Origin of the sequence: Clostridium sp. JN-9 (genome assembly GCF_004103695.1) — a bacterium.
GTDB lineage: Bacteria > Bacillota > Clostridia > Clostridiales > Clostridiaceae > JN-9.
Map to the genome: position 1 here is coordinate 374,445 of NZ_CP035280.1, position 15,623 is coordinate 390,067.

Annotated in this window: 15 protein-coding genes; 13 read left to right on the forward strand and 2 right to left on the reverse strand. The window is 32.0% G+C overall.

All coding sequences use genetic code 11. The features are described from left to right. The first annotated feature begins 1 nt into the window (after position 1). From EQM05_RS01840 to EQM05_RS01865, 6 genes are all read left to right on the forward strand, one after another. A complete protein-coding gene (locus EQM05_RS01840; protein ID WP_128748399.1) occupies positions 2-769 on the forward strand; it encodes an ABC transporter ATP-binding protein in 768 nt (255 codons plus the stop codon). Next, the gene (locus EQM05_RS01845; RefSeq protein WP_128748401.1) at positions 762-2,705 is read left to right on the forward strand and encodes an ABC transporter permease; all 1,944 of its coding nucleotides are present in this window, start codon (positions 762-764) and stop codon (positions 2,703-2,705) included. Before EQM05_RS01840 ends, EQM05_RS01845 begins: the two co-directional genes overlap by 8 nt. 133 nt (positions 2,706-2,838) lie before the next feature. Then, positions 2,839-4,026: an AI-2E family transporter gene (locus EQM05_RS01850; RefSeq protein ID WP_128748403.1), complete on the forward strand. Its 1,188-nt coding sequence runs from the start codon at positions 2,839-2,841 to the stop codon at positions 4,024-4,026. 85 nt (positions 4,027-4,111) lie between these two features. Continuing rightward, positions 4,112-5,164: an inorganic phosphate transporter gene (locus EQM05_RS01855; protein WP_128748405.1), complete on the forward strand. Its 1,053-nt coding sequence runs from the start codon at positions 4,112-4,114 to the stop codon at positions 5,162-5,164. A 27-nt stretch (positions 5,165-5,191) separates the two neighbouring features. Further along, positions 5,192-5,815 carry a DUF47 family protein gene (locus tag EQM05_RS01860; protein ID WP_128748407.1) on the forward strand — a complete coding sequence of 208 codons (624 nt, stop codon included), beginning with the start codon at positions 5,192-5,194 and terminating at the stop codon, positions 5,813-5,815. Between the two features lie 31 nt (positions 5,816-5,846). Then, a complete protein-coding gene (locus EQM05_RS01865) occupies positions 5,847-6,656 on the forward strand; it encodes a Cof-type HAD-IIB family hydrolase (protein ID WP_128748409.1) in 810 nt (269 codons plus the stop codon). A gap of 199 nt (positions 6,657-6,855) precedes the next feature. On the opposite strand, the gene EQM05_RS01870 is transcribed toward EQM05_RS01865, so the two are convergent. Together EQM05_RS01870 and EQM05_RS01875 are read right to left on the reverse strand one after the other, a co-directional pair. Beyond that, positions 6,856-8,484, reverse strand: coding sequence for an IS1182 family transposase (locus EQM05_RS01870; protein ID WP_128748411.1), 1,629 nt, complete (start codon positions 8,482-8,484; stop codon positions 6,856-6,858). Between the two features lie 109 nt (positions 8,485-8,593). Next, the gene (locus EQM05_RS01875) at positions 8,594-9,334 is read right to left on the reverse strand and encodes a hypothetical protein (protein WP_128748413.1); all 741 of its coding nucleotides are present in this window, start codon (positions 9,332-9,334) and stop codon (positions 8,594-8,596) included. A 245-nt stretch (positions 9,335-9,579) separates the two neighbouring features. On the opposite strand from EQM05_RS01875, the gene EQM05_RS01880 reads away from it, so the two are divergent. The 7 genes from EQM05_RS01880 to EQM05_RS01910 all read left to right on the forward strand — a co-directional run bounded on the left by EQM05_RS01880 (position 9,580) and on the right by EQM05_RS01910 (position 15,600). Then, a complete protein-coding gene (locus EQM05_RS01880) occupies positions 9,580-10,050 on the forward strand; it encodes a PTS sugar transporter subunit IIA (protein WP_128748415.1) in 471 nt (156 codons plus the stop codon). A 29-nt stretch (positions 10,051-10,079) separates the two neighbouring features. Then, the gene (locus EQM05_RS01885; RefSeq protein WP_128748417.1) at positions 10,080-10,361 is read left to right on the forward strand and encodes a PTS sugar transporter subunit IIB; all 282 of its coding nucleotides are present in this window, start codon (positions 10,080-10,082) and stop codon (positions 10,359-10,361) included. 33 nt (positions 10,362-10,394) lie between these two features. Then, positions 10,395-11,759: a PTS transporter subunit IIC gene (locus EQM05_RS01890; protein WP_128748419.1), complete on the forward strand. Its 1,365-nt coding sequence runs from the start codon at positions 10,395-10,397 to the stop codon at positions 11,757-11,759. 37 nt (positions 11,760-11,796) lie between these two features. Further along, positions 11,797-12,453 (forward strand): class II aldolase/adducin family protein, encoded by a 657-nt coding sequence (locus tag EQM05_RS01895; protein WP_128748420.1) that lies wholly within the window; start codon positions 11,797-11,799, stop codon positions 12,451-12,453. 157 nt (positions 12,454-12,610) lie between these two features. Then, positions 12,611-12,799, forward strand: a complete 189-nt coding sequence (locus EQM05_RS01900; RefSeq protein WP_128748421.1) for a hypothetical protein — start codon at positions 12,611-12,613, stop codon at positions 12,797-12,799. A 23-nt stretch (positions 12,800-12,822) separates the two neighbouring features. Then, positions 12,823-13,974 carry a sigma-54-dependent transcriptional regulator gene (locus EQM05_RS01905; RefSeq protein ID WP_128748422.1) on the forward strand — a complete coding sequence of 384 codons (1,152 nt, stop codon included), beginning with the start codon at positions 12,823-12,825 and terminating at the stop codon, positions 13,972-13,974. A 222-nt stretch (positions 13,975-14,196) separates the two neighbouring features. After that, positions 14,197-15,600 carry a PRD domain-containing protein gene (locus EQM05_RS01910; protein ID WP_128748423.1) on the forward strand — a complete coding sequence of 468 codons (1,404 nt, stop codon included), beginning with the start codon at positions 14,197-14,199 and terminating at the stop codon, positions 15,598-15,600. Positions 15,601-15,623: the final 23 nt, after the last annotated feature.

Consider the following 15,623-nt stretch of genomic DNA (forward strand, 5'->3'; position numbering starts at 1 on the left):
CATGAAGTTATTAGAAGTAAATAATCTAAAAAAAATATATTCTACAAGATTTGGAGGAAATCAGGTTCAGGCACTAAGCAATGTAACATTTTCAGTAGAAAAGGGTGAATATGTTGCAGTTATGGGGGAATCCGGCTCAGGGAAAACCACACTGCTTAATATACTGGCATCTCTTGACAAGCCTACCAGCGGTGAAGTTTTACTTCAGGGTAAGAATATTGTGGCAATGAAAGAAAGTGAAATAGTTGCATTTCGAAGGGACAACCTAGGGTTTGTATTCCAGGACTTCAATCTTCTTGATACATTTTCTTTAAAAGATAATATATTTTTACCCCTTGTTTTATCCAGAAAACCCTATGAGGAAATGGAAAAAAGATTAATGCCCATAGCTGAGAAATTAGGTATAAAAGATATATTAGAGAAGTTTCCATATGAAGTATCTGGAGGGCAAAAGCAAAGGGCAGCAGTTGCCAGAGCTTTGATTACAGCACCACAGCTTATTTTGGCAGATGAGCCAACAGGTGCACTTGATTCAAAATCTACAGATCAGCTGCTAAAGTTATTTTCTCAAATTAATAGTGAAGGTCAGACTATAGTTATGGTTACCCATAGTACTAAGGCAGCCAGCCATGCTGGAAGAGTGCTTTTTATTAAGGATGGGGAAGTATTTCACCAGCTTTATAAAGGTTCAATGTCTAATGAAGAGATGTTCGAAAAAATCTCCAATACTCTTACAGTTATTACCACTGGGGGTGGCATAAATGAGTAAGCTGTTTTACCCAAGGCTAGCTGTAATAAATATAAAGAACAACAGTAAGACATACTTTCCATTTATCATTACATGTATATGTACCATAGCAATGTTTTATATTATGCATGCCCTTTCGATAAATAAGGGGTTAGATGGTATGAGCGGATCTGCAGCCCTGAAAAGTATACTTTCTTTGGGAACAGTAGTAATTGGAGTTTTTTCGGCTATATTTCTTTTCTACACAAATAGCTTTTTGATAAAAAGGCGTAAAAAAGAAATTGGACTATATAATGTACTGGGCCTTGAGAAAAAACATATTGCTAAGGTGCTTCTTTTTGAATGCATTTTCACTTCAGCTATCAGTTTATCAGCTGGACTTATTGCTGGAATCATTCTTAATAAACTTATGTTTCTTCTGCTTTTAAAGATTCTTAATTTTAAAGTGGCCTTTGGCTTTTATGTTTCAATGCCGTCTGTAATAAAAACTTTAATTCTTTTTACAGGTATTTTTTTCTTAACTCTGCTGTCAGATTTATTCCAAATTACAATGTCAAATCCTATAGAACTTTTAAAAGGTACACAGAATGGAGAAAAAGAGCCAAAAACCAAATGGTTTATTACACTTATTGGAGTTATAGCACTAGGTACTGGATATGGAATTGCACTAAATGTTAAAGCACCGCTTTCTGCTTTAAGGTTGTTCTTTGGTGCAGTTATTCTGGTTATGGTGGGCACATATGCCCTTTTTACATCGGGAAGTATTGTAATATTAAAGGCTTTAAGAAAAAATAAAAAATTTTACTATAAAACAGGTAATTTCATTTCAGTTTCAGGTATGATGTACAGAATGAAGCAGAATGCAGTAGGACTTGCGAATATCTGCATATTAAGTACTGCAGTACTTGTGATGGTTTCCACTACTGTTGCTTTATATGTAGGAATGGAAGATGTTATAAAAACCAGATTCCCAAGAAATATAATAATGAGTGCACCAAAAATTACAGAAAATCAATGGCAAAAGTTAGATGAGATTTTACAGGCTGAGTCAAAAAACAGCAGCATAGGTATAAAGAATAAGATTAGCTATTGGAGTAATAGTTTTCCTGTTACTAAAAAAGATGGTAGGTTTTCAATAACCAATAATACGGATATGAGTTCAAATGTTAATATGATTACCCTAATTCCTATTTCTGATTACAACAGATTGGAAGGAAAGAACATTACCCTTGCCGGCGATGAAGTACTCTTATACTCTAAGGTTAAGAATCTAAATAAAAATAGTATTACCATTGATAACAAAACTTATAGAATTAAACAAGTATTAGATAAACCTGTGGCAGGAATGGAAAGTCAGATGGATGATATAGTGGATAATTATGTAATCTTCACAAATGATATAAATGCTGTAGGGAAAAATGGAGTTAAAGAATATTTAGTTGGAGTTGATGTTCAAGGCAGTGACAAGGATATATTATCATTAACTAATAAGCTGAATGATAAATTTAAGGAAAACAGCATTAATGTGAATATTGACAGCTCTGCAGGAAGTAAACAGGACTTTTTTATGCTGTATGGCGGATTGTTTTTTATAGGAATCTTTTTAGGAGCATTATTTTTAATGGCAACAGTGCTTATAATTTACTACAAACAAATATCTGAAGGATACGATGATAAAGAACGTTTTGAGATTATGCAAAAGGTAGGCATGAGCAGAGGAGAAATAAAGAAAACTATCAGAAGCCAGGTACTAATGGTATTTTTCCTGCCTCTGGCTGCTGCAGTAATCCATATTGCCTTTGCATTCCCAATGATTACAAAGCTTCTTGCCATACTTAATTTGAAAAATGTATCTTTATTTATGCAGTCCACTGTAATTACAATACTTGTTTTTGCAGTAATTTATGCAATTGTATTTTCCATCACTGCAAGGGCATATTATAAAATTGTTGAATAATTATATAGAAAGTAATAAAGAGCAATGTTGTAGATTTCAGCATTGCTCTTTGTGTTTTTAGGGTCATTGACACTAAGGCGCATATTGACAGATTTATAATTCTATTACAAAATGTAAATATTGGAGGGGTACAATGATTGATAAAATTAAGTCTAAAATGAATAAAAAATATGCCACCATATCTGCTTATGTAATAGTTACTGCATTAATAATTTTTGTATTGGCAAGGGCTACCTTTGAAATTGAAGGCGTTTTTAAAGCAATAACTTCAGTGCTTAAACGTATAGGAAAAATGCTGACTCCAGTATTTATTGGAATTATAATTGCATATATTATTAATCCCTTTGTTGCTTATATAGAAAAACTGCTTAGAAAAGTAAAGTTTTTAAAATTTAAAAATGAGAAAAAATATAGAAGTATTGCTGTTTTTGTTTGTATTATTGTTTTAGCACTAGTTATATTTTTATTATTTGGGATTTTTATTTTTAGTATTACAAAGCAATTTTCCAGCGTAAAGTTTGATAAAGTCATTACTGCAATTTCAAGTTACATAAATAGTTTTTCTGAATCTTTTAGAAATCTGGAAGAAAAGCTAAAAGCTCTTAATATTGAATCCAAGGCATTAGAACAGTATACTGCACAATTTTCTGATACCATTACCAATTTGTTAAAGAATTTTGCCAACAATCTGCCAGCTAATACAATGAATATTTCTGGATATATTACAAATTTTGCTTTTGGATTAATTATTGCAGTTTATCTTTTATTGGACAAAGATTACTTTATTAAATATGGAAACATTTTTCTAAAAGCTATGTTTTCAGATAAAACTACAAGAAAAATAAAAGGTTACTTACATGATCTTGATTCAATTGTTTCAGGCTATATAAGAGGAACATTATTAGATGCCCTTTGCATGTGTGTCATATTAAGTTTAGTTCTGTCTATTATTGGAATTAAATTTGGTATTTTGATAGGTATACTTGCAGGTCTATGCAATTTAATTCCTTACTTTGGCCCAATAGTTGCCTTTGCAGGTACAATAATATTTGGATTATTAAATGCTCAATACAGTCAGGTGATTATTGCTGTTATTGTACTTTCCATTGTACAGCAAATTGATGGAAACATAATTGAACCAAAGCTTGTAGGTAGTAATGTATCACTTAAACCTGTATTTATTCTGATAGCTTTGCTTATAGGAGCAGATATTGCAGGAGTTTTGGGTATGATACTAGCTGTGCCTGTTGCAGCGGTTGTCAAATTAATCTTAACCAGAGTTATAGAGACAAGATTAAAGAAAAAGGAAATGGAGACGTAAAAATATTATTTTGTGAAGTTTTTGCAGTAATAGTATAATTATGTTGTAATGTAAAACAAAATATCCATGAAGGGGGATATTCTATATGACTATTTCTTTCGCTGAATTTCTAAGACAATTAACGGACAATCCTGCCCTGCTTATAACAGTGATATTGACTTTATGCGTAATTTTAGTAAATGGCTGGACTGATGCACCTAATGCTATAGCCACATGTGTTTCAACCAGAGCAATGGGACCACGGTCCGCAGTGTATATGGCAGCTGTATTTAATTTTCTGGGCGTTTTGGTAATGACAATGATAAATGCAAATGTGGCAGAAACCATATATAATATGGTAGATTTCGGGGGAGATTCTCATAATGCACTGGTTGCCCTTTGTGCAGCATTATTTGCAATCGTTGTATGGGCAACAGCAGCATGGTATTTTGGAATACCAACAAGCGAGAGCCATGCCTTAATAGCAGGAATTTCAGGAGCTGCCATTGCTCTTCAGGGAGGTCTTGCTGGTATTAACGGCGGAGAATGGATTAAGGTAATATATGGATTAATACTTTCCACTGGATTAGGATTTATCATGGGCTTTATTACAGTGAAAATCGTAGAACTCATCTTTCGCAGATTTGATCGCAGAAAGACCAGTGATTTTTTTCAAGGAGCTCAGATTTGCGGAGCTGCAGCAATGGCATTTATGCACGGAGCTCAGGATGGCCAAAAGTTTATGGGAGTATTCATGCTGGGAATGTTTTTAGCTAATGGGCAGGGAACTGTCAGCAATTTTGTTATTCCTGTGTGGCTTATGGCTCTTTGTTCCTTAGTTATGGCACTGGGTACCTCTATAGGCGGATATAAAATTATAAAAGCTGTAGGTATGGATATGGTTAAATTAGAGCAATACCAGGGATTTTCGGCAGATTTAGCTGCAGCTGGATGTCTCCTTATTTCTTCAATAACTGGAATACCTGTTAGTACAACACATACTAAAACTGCTTCTATAATGGGAATTGGCGCATCAAAACGACTAAGCTCTGTAAATTGGTCCATAGTTAAAGATATGGTTTTAACCTGGGTTCTTACTTTTCCAGGCTGCGGTGCTGTTGGCTTTTTAATGGCAAAGTTTTTTATTTGGATTTTTTAATAAAAAATATGAAGGGCGTGATTAAAATTGCATAGAAAAAAAGGAAACGATTATTTTGAACTTTTATCTGAACTGGTAGATTACTCCTGTGCCGAGGCTGAATTGCTGCATGAAACTTTATCAAATTTTGATGCTGCTGAATTAGAAAGTAAAAAGGACGAAATGCATGAAATTGAGCGAACAGCAGATACAAAAGAGCATGAAATGATGGATAAATTAGTTAAAGAATTTATTACACCTATTGATAGGGGAGATATTATTGAGCTGGCTCATAGAATTGATGATATAACAGATGCTGTGGAAGATATTTTAGTTAAAATTTATATGTATAACATTAAATCTATGAAGCAGGAAGCTATAGAGTTTTCAAATATAATTTTAAAGAGCTGTAAAGAATTAAAATCTTTAATGAATGAATTTCATAACTTTAAAAAATCTCAGGGTATACTCAAATTAATAATAAATATAAATGGTTTAGAAGAAGATGGAGACAAGCTATATACCACTATTATAAGAAATTTATATATTAATTCAAGGGATCCTGTTGAATTGATGACATGGAAAGATATTTTCGAGTATTTTGAAAGGTGCTGTGATGCTTGTGAAGACGGTGCAAATGTTGTTGAAAGTGTAATAATGAAAAATTCATAATTTATAAATGTAATGGAGATGAAAATTGCATATGTATAAGCTTATAGCCATGGATATGGATGGCACTTTATTAAAAGATGATAAAACTATTTCAGATAAAACCAAAATCAGCATTAAAAAGGCCTTAGGATCAGGTATAAAAATAGTGCTAACCTCAGGAAGGCCTATTCAGGGAATAAAAAAATATTTAGATGAACTTCATCTTACAGGTGAAGATGATTATGTAATAGGTCTTAATGGAGCAGTAATATGCAGAACCAGCGATTTTTCAGTACTGAGCAGAAATGCTGTATTGACAGGAAAAGATTTAAAGTATATTTATAGTAAAGTTAAAAATTTAAACGCATATTTTCATGCTTTTACTGAAAAAGAAGATTTAGTAAAAATAAGAAGCAGGTTTTCTGCTGCTGATGAAACAAGATTGAATTTAAAAGTCAGGACAGTTGATTTTCCTAGTGGCGTCAATGATGAAGACGAGATACTGAAGGTAGTTTTAGAGCAGGAAAAACAGGTTATAGATGATATAATGCCTCAAATCCCTAAGGAGTTATTTCAGGAGTACAGCGTTTTTAGGAGCGTTGATTTTATGATTGAATTTATGAATAAAAACTGCAATAAGGCAGCAGGAGTTGAGAAGCTTGCAAAGTATTTAGGAATTAAAAAAGAAGAAATAATAACTATAGGTGACTCTGTTAATGATATTGAAATGATACAGTACGGCGGCCTTGGTGTGGCTATGGGAAATGCAAAGAATGAAATTAAAAGCATAGCTGATTTTATTACCAAAAGTAATGAAGATGACGGTGTGTCTAATGTAATTGAAAAATTCATATTTAATTAAAGGTAAACAAAATGGGGCTGTCGCATTAGCATAAAAAAATATGCTAACGCGGCAGCATTTTTTTTGTGTTTTATAGAAAATTTAATGATATTTTAGTCCCCAATGAGCTTGATAATTAAAAAAAGACGCACTTTAATAAGCCTTTCATATTAAGGCTTTTTTTGATTTGCAGAGTTTTTAAAATTTTAAAGTTTGATAATTATGCACCTTTTTTAAGTGGAAAAAGATGCGTTTCAGTTCTATCTAACTGAATTTTATTATGTAGCTTATTTATATTATGTGCCATTGCTAACAAAATACTTTCTGCCAAAACATTCTTTTTACCTTTGCATAGATATCTACGAAATCCCATATCCTGTTTTATCTCTCCAAAAGAGCCTTCGGCTTGAATACTTCGATTCATTCTCAACTCGCAACCATCATCACTTATAATTCTTTCAAGATCCTCTTTGCGAAGCATGTTGAATAGTTTTGAAGTCTCAAGATTTTTAACCCTTTCTTCTAATGGCGTTTTACAGTTATGTCCTCTTATGCATTTACTCTTGTAAACACAGTTACTGCAGTCCTCACAAGTATAGATTGTTTTTTCACTTATATAGCCAGTCTTACTTTTCCTTTTTACTATTTTATTTACTGTTAGTTTCTTATTATTTTTGCAAGTATAATAATCGCCCAATTCAGTATAATCCATGTTTTCTATTCTGCTTATATCATGTTTATATTTTCTTGTTTTTGATATTTCATAATTTGCTGGTTTAATATATGATAGCTGTCCATTTTCTTTGATATAAAGATAATTTTCTTCACTCTCGTAACCTGAATCCGCATCAATTTTAAAATACTTAAAGTACAAGGAATTCTCCATGCTTTTTATAAATGGAATCAATGTTGTTGTGTCCCCAGGCTTATCGCAAACAGTAACCCATACTATATATTGGGAATCTACTCCATTCTGAACATTGTAACCTGGTTTTAACTGACCATTTTTCATAGCATCCTCTTTCATCCTCATAAAGGTTGCATCTTTATCTGTCTTGGAATAGCTATTACGTTTACCGCAGGTATGGATTTTCTGTGTATATTCTTTTAACTTTCTAAGGTATTCCTCAAGTTTTTCAATAGAACGTTGAATAGGAGTTTTCCTTTTACCACATCCATGTACAAATTCAATATTTTCTTCCTTTTTCAAGGCGTAAAGCTTTTTGCGTAGCTTTTTTACATGTTTCATTTTTACTTTGTTTTCGTATACAAGCTTTATTCCATACAATTCCTCACATTCGGCTACAAAATCAGCTAATTTAGAAAGTAATCTCTCCAGGTTTTTTGAAACTGCTTTTTTCCAGACGAAAGTATACTTGTTAGCACATGCCTCTATCTTTGTACCATCAATAAATATAGTATCTCCTGATATTTCTCCAATCTCATAAAGAAAATTTGACATTTCAGCCATTATTGTTTCTGAGCACGGGGCAAAATGAATACTACGAAATCTTGCAAAAGTAGAATGATCTGGTGCTGGTGAACCTTCTAAAAGGTACATGAAATTTACATCTCTTTTGCAGGATAGCTCCATTGCTCTTGATGAATAATTATGATTCATATAGGAGTAAAGTACAATCTTCAGCATCTGACGTGGCGTAGCCTGATTTTCCCTTATTCGGGAATAAGTCGAATATAAATCTGTTAAATCCATCTCCTCTACAAATTGACTTAGCAAACGCACTGAATCATTATTGGGAATCATGTACTCAATATTTAATGGAAGTTTTAATTGATAATTTCCACGATATAAAGTATAATTTTTGTGTGAATTAATGTATTTTCTCATATGTTAATTTTACTATAAATCTTTCACTCTTTCGAGTGGAAGATTTATTTTTATGTAAAAAAGCTGCCGCACCAATTATTTTAGTGCAACAGCCCCATTTTTAATATAACTAGAAGTCATCACTTCTCTTATGATAATACTTATTCATCTTCATTGGACATATATATTTTTCACCTTGTGGCGAATGATAATCCATTGGGCATGGTGTCATCATTGGACATGGCATCATCATAGGACAAGGCGATACAGGCTCCTGAATCATTGGCGGCTGTATAGGCTGTTGTATGGGCTGCTGTACTGGAGGCATAATTGGCTGTATATATAACTGCATTTTTGCCGGATCCATTATAGGTTCTATTTTTAATTGCAGCTTTATGGGCTCCATTATTACAGAACCCATTTTAGGCTGTATATTCAGTTCTATATTGCTTGGTTCCACTTTGGGCTGTATATTTGGTTCGATATCCAGCTGCATCTTTGAAGGATCCATTTTAGGCTGTATATTTAATTCCATGTTTTGTGGTTCAATACTGGGCTGAATATTTAATTTCATGTTTTGCGGTTCCATATTGGGCTGTATATCTAACTGCATTTTTGCTGGCTCAATACTTGGCTGTATCTTAAGTTTTTCCACAGGCGGTGGTGTATAAACCGGCGGCTTTACGGTATGAGGAGGTGGTGGTGTAAAAGGCTTTGGTGGAGGTGGCGGCGGTATTTTTCTTTCAAAGTCCTCATCATCATCAATTCTAAACATCATCATTGGACACATTACAGGATATTGGTAAGGGGGAAAGTTAGTTACTTCAATATCTTCTCTCATAATTATCCTTTCAAAAAATATTCTATCCATTTATTATATGAATATTTTTTTATGGTGTTCATGGATAATAAATTATTTGGATTAAAAAATGAACTGACCTGTTTTATCATAAAATAAATAGTAAACTATGCACTGTTTTTATAATTTAAAAATAGTGCATAGTTTTTTTATAACATTAAGTAAACTTAAGAAGTTCAGGCCTATGCACTGCATTGGCATAATTATTGCTATAAATATAAGTGCAATTAAAAATGTTTAAAAGGAGATAAGAAGACATGGAGAATAACAATAACTTGTTACATGAAGAATTAGTTATATTAAGTTATGAAGCAAAAACCAGCAAAGAAGTTCTAAAGGGTTTATCTGGTATACTGAGGGAAAAAGGGTACGTAAAGGAATCATATACTCAGGCCATAATTGATAGAGAAAAAGTTTTCCCTACAGGATTAAATACTGAAGGTGTTAAAGTTGCAATACCTCATACAGATGCAAAACATGTTGAAAAGCCGGCAATTCTTGTAGCAAAACTAAAGGAACCTGTTAGTTTTAAAGAGATGGCTAATGGTGTAAATGATGTGGAAGCTAAATTAATATTTATGCTTGCCATTAAAAACCCTGATGAACAGGTAAAAACATTAAGTAAACTTATGTCCATATTTTCAAATAGAAATGCTTTACTTGGAATATACAATGCAGCTTCAAAGAGTGAAATAATAAAATTATTATCAAATGTGTTAAATAATTAAATATAAATATAAAATTAGGAGGAATTATTATGAAAAGAATAATTGTAGCATGTGGATCAGGAGTAGCAACATCTCAGGCTGTTGCCTCAAAAATTTCAAGGTTACTGGAGGATGATAATATAAATGCAGCTGTAGATGCAGTTGACATTAAATCACTTGAAAGTGTTATCAATCAATGTGACATATATGTTTCTATTGTTCCAACAAATAAAGATGAATTTAAAGTTCCTGTGTTAAGCGGAATACCTTTCTTAACGGGAATAGGAATGGATCAGGAATATGAAAAATTAAAAGAGTTATTAAAAAAATAGTTATTATAATAACAAAATTAAGGGGGAACTATTATGGGTTCAGTAATAATTCACTATATACTAAATTTAGGTGCAGCAATATTTTTACCTGTAGTAATGATAATAATTGGTCTTATTATGGGCATGAAAACAAAGAAAGCAATACTTGCAGGTTTAACATTAGGAGTAGCTTTTACAGGAATGAATGTAGTTTTAAGCTTTATGTTAAATTCCATCAGCCCTGCAGCAACTGCATTTGTTAAGAATACAGGCATTCAGCTTAATGCAATAGATGTTGGTTGGTCACCATTGTCAGCAATAGCATGGGCATGGCCATATGCATTATTATTATTTCCAATTCAAATAATAATAAATATAGTTATGCTGGTATTAAATTGGACAAACTGTCTTAATGTAGATTTATGGAATGTATGGACTAAAATATTAACCGCAGTTATAGTATCATCTATTACAAATAGTATAGTTTTAGGACTTGTAGTGGCAGCTATTCAAGTTGTATTTGAACTTAAAAGTGCAGATGTTACTCAAAAACAAATGTACGAACTCACTAAGATACCAGGAATAGCATGTCCACATGCCTTAATGCTTCAAGGAATAATTCTTGCACCTTTAAACAGGCTCCTGGATTTTATTCCTGGGTTAAAGAATTTAAAAGTTGATGCTCGTACAATGAAGGAAAAGATAGGTATATTCGGTGAAAACAGCGTAATGGGATTTATTGTTGGTGGTCTAATAGCAGCATTTGCAAATTATGATGTAAAAGGGATATTAAATACTGCTATGCAGGTATCCACTTCCTTAGTATTGTTTCCAATGGTTGCAAAATTATTTATGCAGGCACTATCTCCAATTGCTGATGCAGCAGGAGACTTCATGAAGAAAAGATTTAAAGGAAGAGAATTTTATATTGGACTTGACTGGCCAGTTTTAGCAGGTATTCCTGAATTATGGGTGGCAGAAATAGTTTTAGTACCTTTTGAATTAGTTATTGCACTTATAATGGCAAAAATGGGAGTAAATAATGTATTACCTTTAGGAGGAATAGTAAATATTTGTTTTGGTGCTGTAGCGGTAGTAATAACCGGAGGCAATCTACTTAGAATGATAATACTTGGCATTATAGTAACTCCTGTATATTTAGGCGTTTCATCAAGTTTTGCCCCATTGATCACTAACCTTGCACGTTCAGTACATGCGGCTAATATCCCACAGGGTCAGCTGATTACATGGTTCGGATTAGAATCACCAGAGTTTAGATGGATAATGGCACATGGTGCTAATATAATAAATGGAGATATAGTTGGATTTATTATTTTGATAGGTTATTTGGCATTAGCTGTTTGGTACTTTAAATTTATGTCAGCAAAAGAAAAAGCATTAGCAGAAAAACAAAATTAGTAATTTTAATATTTTCTATAAAGAAAGGTAGGATATTATGTTAGAAAATTTAAAAAAACAAGTTGTTGCAGTTGCTCAGGAAGCAGATAGAAAAGGGCTATGCAAGCATGGTTCAGGTAATTTCAGCATTAGAGATAAAGAAACAGGATATGTTCTTGTAACACCTACTGGAGTACCAAGGGAGGAATTAACTTATCATGATATATGTGTTGTAGATATGAATGGTAATGTAATTGAAATTGAAACTGATGTTAAACCTACCAGTGAAGTATTTATGCATTTAGAAGCTTATAAATGTAGACCAGAAGTAATATCAGTAGTACACACACACTCACGCTTTGCAACTACTTTTGCCGTATTAAATAAAGAAATACCTCCTATGGTATATGAAGCAATGGTTTATGGCGGTGTAGTTAAAGTTGCACCTTATGGAAGACCAGGAACAAAGGAATTAGCTGAAAGCATTATAGAACCATTAAAGCATGGTGATGCCTGCTTACTTGAACAGCATGGAGTTGTTACAGTAGATAGCAGTGATATAAAAAAGGCTCTTCTTAAGGCGTTTTATGTTGAAGAGGTGGCTGAAATTTATTACGGAGCACTTGTTATTAATGGAGGAAAAGAGCCAAAGGTAATACCTGCTAGTGAGTTTACAGCATGGAAATATCCTAAGGATGTAAAGATAAATAAATAGCAACATTAATTCCACAATAAAATAAAATGAAGAAAGCTTTGTTCTATATATTAACTTCATAGTTCAAAGCTTTCTCTATAATCAATTTTTATATGGTTTAAAGTTAATTGTCTAAATTCTGTTTTAATATCATCTTATAGAAAGGAGAAATCTTATTATGAAATCCAAGGCATTTTATGCTCTTGTGCTATTAGATTTGATACTTTTCGTATTTACAATATTTCATTGGAATTTTACTTTGATTTTTACATGTTTTATTTTCACACTTATGCTTAGTAAAGCCAGTAAGAATATACCGGCTTCTAAAATACTTGAAAAGTATAAAACGGTTAAGCCTAAAAAGTAAACTTAGTAGAATAGGTGGTAATAATGAAGAATATTGATTTAATAAATAATTATATAGAAAATAGCTGTAGTATTGATAATATAAAAGAAAATGTAGACAAATCTATAGGCGTAGATGCATTAGAAATTGAAGAAAAACTGGGTATAGTAAGGAATAATGCCAGTACATTTTTAAATGAGCTGTGGAAAGATGGAAAATTAATAAAAATTGAAGGAAGACCAGTAAGGTTTGTAAGTGCCAGGAATTTTAGCAAATACATTAAAAGTGGTGAAGCCAAAATAACCTCAGATGATTTAATAAAAATTATTTCAAGCGAAAAAAACAGTGAATTAAAGGAAGATCCTTTTAATTTACTAGTGGGATATAATGCAAGTATTAAAAGCCAGATAAATCAGGCAAAAGCAGCCATTATGTATCCTCCTAACGGTCTTCACACATTAATATTGGGAGAAAGCGGTGTTGGTAAAACAACTTTTGCTAATTCAATGTATAACTATGCATTAATCAATAAAAAGAAATCAGCTAAGGATTTTCCATTTGTTTCTTTTAATTGTTCGGATTATTTTAACAATCCTCAGCTGCTGCTTCCGCAATTATTTGGTCATGTTAAAGGTGCTTTTACTGGTGCAGATTCTGAAAAATGTGGTCTTGTGGAAAAGGCAGATGGAGGCATATTATTCTTGGATGAAATTCATAGACTTCCTCCTGATGGCCAGGAAATGCTGTTTTCCCTTATTGACAGGGGAGAATACCATCGACTGGGTGAAACTCAGAATACAAAAAAGAGTAATGTTTTGATTATTGCAGCTACTACAGAAAATCCAGACAATGTTCTTTTGACTACTTTTCTTAGAAGAATACCAGTAGTAATAAAACTTCCTTCATTAAAGGAAAGGGATATTGGAGAGCGCATAGAGATAATTGAAAAACTATTTTATGAGGAATCCATAAGACTTAAAATGCCTTTAAAAATCTCTTCCAGGGTACTTAAGTGTTTATCTGTATATGAGTTTAAAGGGAACATAGGACAATTAAATTCAGAAGTGAAATTGTTATGTGCTAAAACCTTTTTACAGCATCTTCAAAATAATGTATCATTAAGGGTAGAATTTAATATGCTGTCTAAAGATATAAAGGAATACGCATTTAATAACAAAGTAGATGATAAGCTATAGAATTTTCTGGATGGCTTTAATGAGGATATATTAATATCTCCTTCTGAAAAACTTAAAGTTATAAATAACAATCCTTTAGATGAAAATATTTATGATATTATATCTGAAACATCAGACAAACTTAAGAAAAAAGGCTATAGTGAAAGGGAAATTGAGTTAGAAATTAATAAACTTATTGAAAACTTTTTTAATAGAGTTATAAATAAGCTTAGTATAAGCAATTTGCATTTAAATCAATTATATAAAATATTAAACAGAAAATATGTAGATGAAGCTGTTGAATTAATTAATAATATTCCCTATGAATTTAAAGTCCGTTTTAATAATAAAATGGTGACTGGGCTTGCTTTCCATATACAATCACTAATGGAGAGACTTAAGCAGGGAAAGCCAATTTATAATCCTAACCTACAGGAGATAAAATCCAGATATGAGGAAGAATTTAACCTTTCTGATCGTTTTGTAAGTGAATTAAGTGTTAAATTTAATGTAGATATACCGGAAGATGAAAAAGGTTTTATGACAATTTTACTGGCAAATAATATTGTTGAAAAAAAAGATAATGATAATGTTGGAATTATAGTTATATGCCATGGTGAAAGTACAGCTACAAGTATGGTAAATGTATGCAACTCCTTACTAAACATAAATCTAGTGAAAGCAATTGATATGCCGCTGGAAGCGGAAGTGGCTGCAATATATAATAAGTGTCTGGCTTCTGCAATTGCTTCAAATAAAGGAAAAGGTGTTCTTATCATGGCAGACATGGGGTCATTAATTAGTTTCGGAGAGAAAATTCAAAGGGAAAGCGGAATACCTGTAAGAACTATTAATAACGTATCAACGCTTACAGTGCTAGAAGCAGCAAGGCGTGTTGTTTTTAAAGGTGAAAATTTAGATGAAATTTACAATGCTTTAGCAAGTAAAGATTCAGAAGCTGTTCTCAGTAAGAAAAAGGCAATTATTACTGTTTGTGCAACAGGTAAAGGCGGCAGTGTAATGGCAGGAAATTTAATAAAGAGCACTATTGGAGAAAATTACTCTAGAAAGGTAGAGATAATACCTCTGGATTATATGACTATAGAAAATAATACAAAGTATTTTAATGAAATTAAGCAGAAATATGACATAATTGCATGCTTTGGAAGTATGAAACCAAGTAATAATGAGATGCCATATTTCTCCATTAATGAATTATTTGATGATAACATCAGAGAAAAATTAATAAATATTATAGATACTAATATATCTTCAAATAAAGCTTTAAGCAGAAAAGATATGGATATTTATGATAAAGCCAAAATAATGTTTGATAAATATTTACTTTATTTAAATTCAAATATGGCAATAAAATGCATAAAAAATATAATTAAAGAACTTGATATAAAAGAGGAGGAAAAAGAAAATGATAAAGTATCCAATCTTGTTATCCATATTGGATGTATGCTAAATAGGATAATCATTGGAGATATGATTATTTTCGACAATATAAAAGATTTTATTGAAGATAATAATGAAGTTTTTTTAAGAGTGAAAAAGGCGGTAAAATCAACGGAAGATGCTTTTAAAATTAAAGTATCAGATGACGAAATATGTTATATTGTAAAAATACTGCAGCAATTTTAATAATAAAATATGAATAGCACTCA

Excerpts from the sequence above, each read along its gene's own strand:
- EQM05_RS01840 (WP_128748399.1), top strand. The coding sequence starts at position 2 with ATGAAGTTATTAGAAGTAAATAATCTAAAAAAAATATATTCTACAAGA.
- EQM05_RS01845 (WP_128748401.1), top strand. The coding sequence starts at position 762 with ATGAGTAAGCTGTTTTACCCAAGGCTAGCTGTAATAAATATAAAGAAC.
- EQM05_RS01850 (WP_128748403.1), top strand. The coding sequence starts at position 2,839 with ATGATTGATAAAATTAAGTCTAAAATGAATAAAAAATATGCCACCATA.
- EQM05_RS01855 (WP_128748405.1), top strand. The coding sequence starts at position 4,112 with ATGACTATTTCTTTCGCTGAATTTCTAAGACAATTAACGGACAATCCT.
- EQM05_RS01865 (WP_128748409.1), top strand. The coding sequence starts at position 5,847 with ATGTATAAGCTTATAGCCATGGATATGGATGGCACTTTATTAAAAGAT.
- EQM05_RS01870 (WP_128748411.1), bottom strand. The coding sequence starts at position 8,484 with ATGAGAAAATACATTAATTCACACAAAAATTATACTTTATATCGTGGA.
- EQM05_RS01875 (WP_128748413.1), bottom strand. The coding sequence starts at position 9,334 with ATGGATAGAATATTTTTTGAAAGGATAATTATGAGAGAAGATATTGAA.
- EQM05_RS01880 (WP_128748415.1), top strand. The coding sequence starts at position 9,580 with ATGGAGAATAACAATAACTTGTTACATGAAGAATTAGTTATATTAAGT.
- EQM05_RS01885 (WP_128748417.1), top strand. The coding sequence starts at position 10,080 with ATGAAAAGAATAATTGTAGCATGTGGATCAGGAGTAGCAACATCTCAG.
- EQM05_RS01890 (WP_128748419.1), top strand. The coding sequence starts at position 10,395 with ATGGGTTCAGTAATAATTCACTATATACTAAATTTAGGTGCAGCAATA.
- EQM05_RS01895 (WP_128748420.1), top strand. The coding sequence starts at position 11,797 with ATGTTAGAAAATTTAAAAAAACAAGTTGTTGCAGTTGCTCAGGAAGCA.
- EQM05_RS01900 (WP_128748421.1), top strand. The coding sequence starts at position 12,611 with ATGAAATCCAAGGCATTTTATGCTCTTGTGCTATTAGATTTGATACTT.
- EQM05_RS01905 (WP_128748422.1), top strand. The coding sequence starts at position 12,823 with ATGAAGAATATTGATTTAATAAATAATTATATAGAAAATAGCTGTAGT.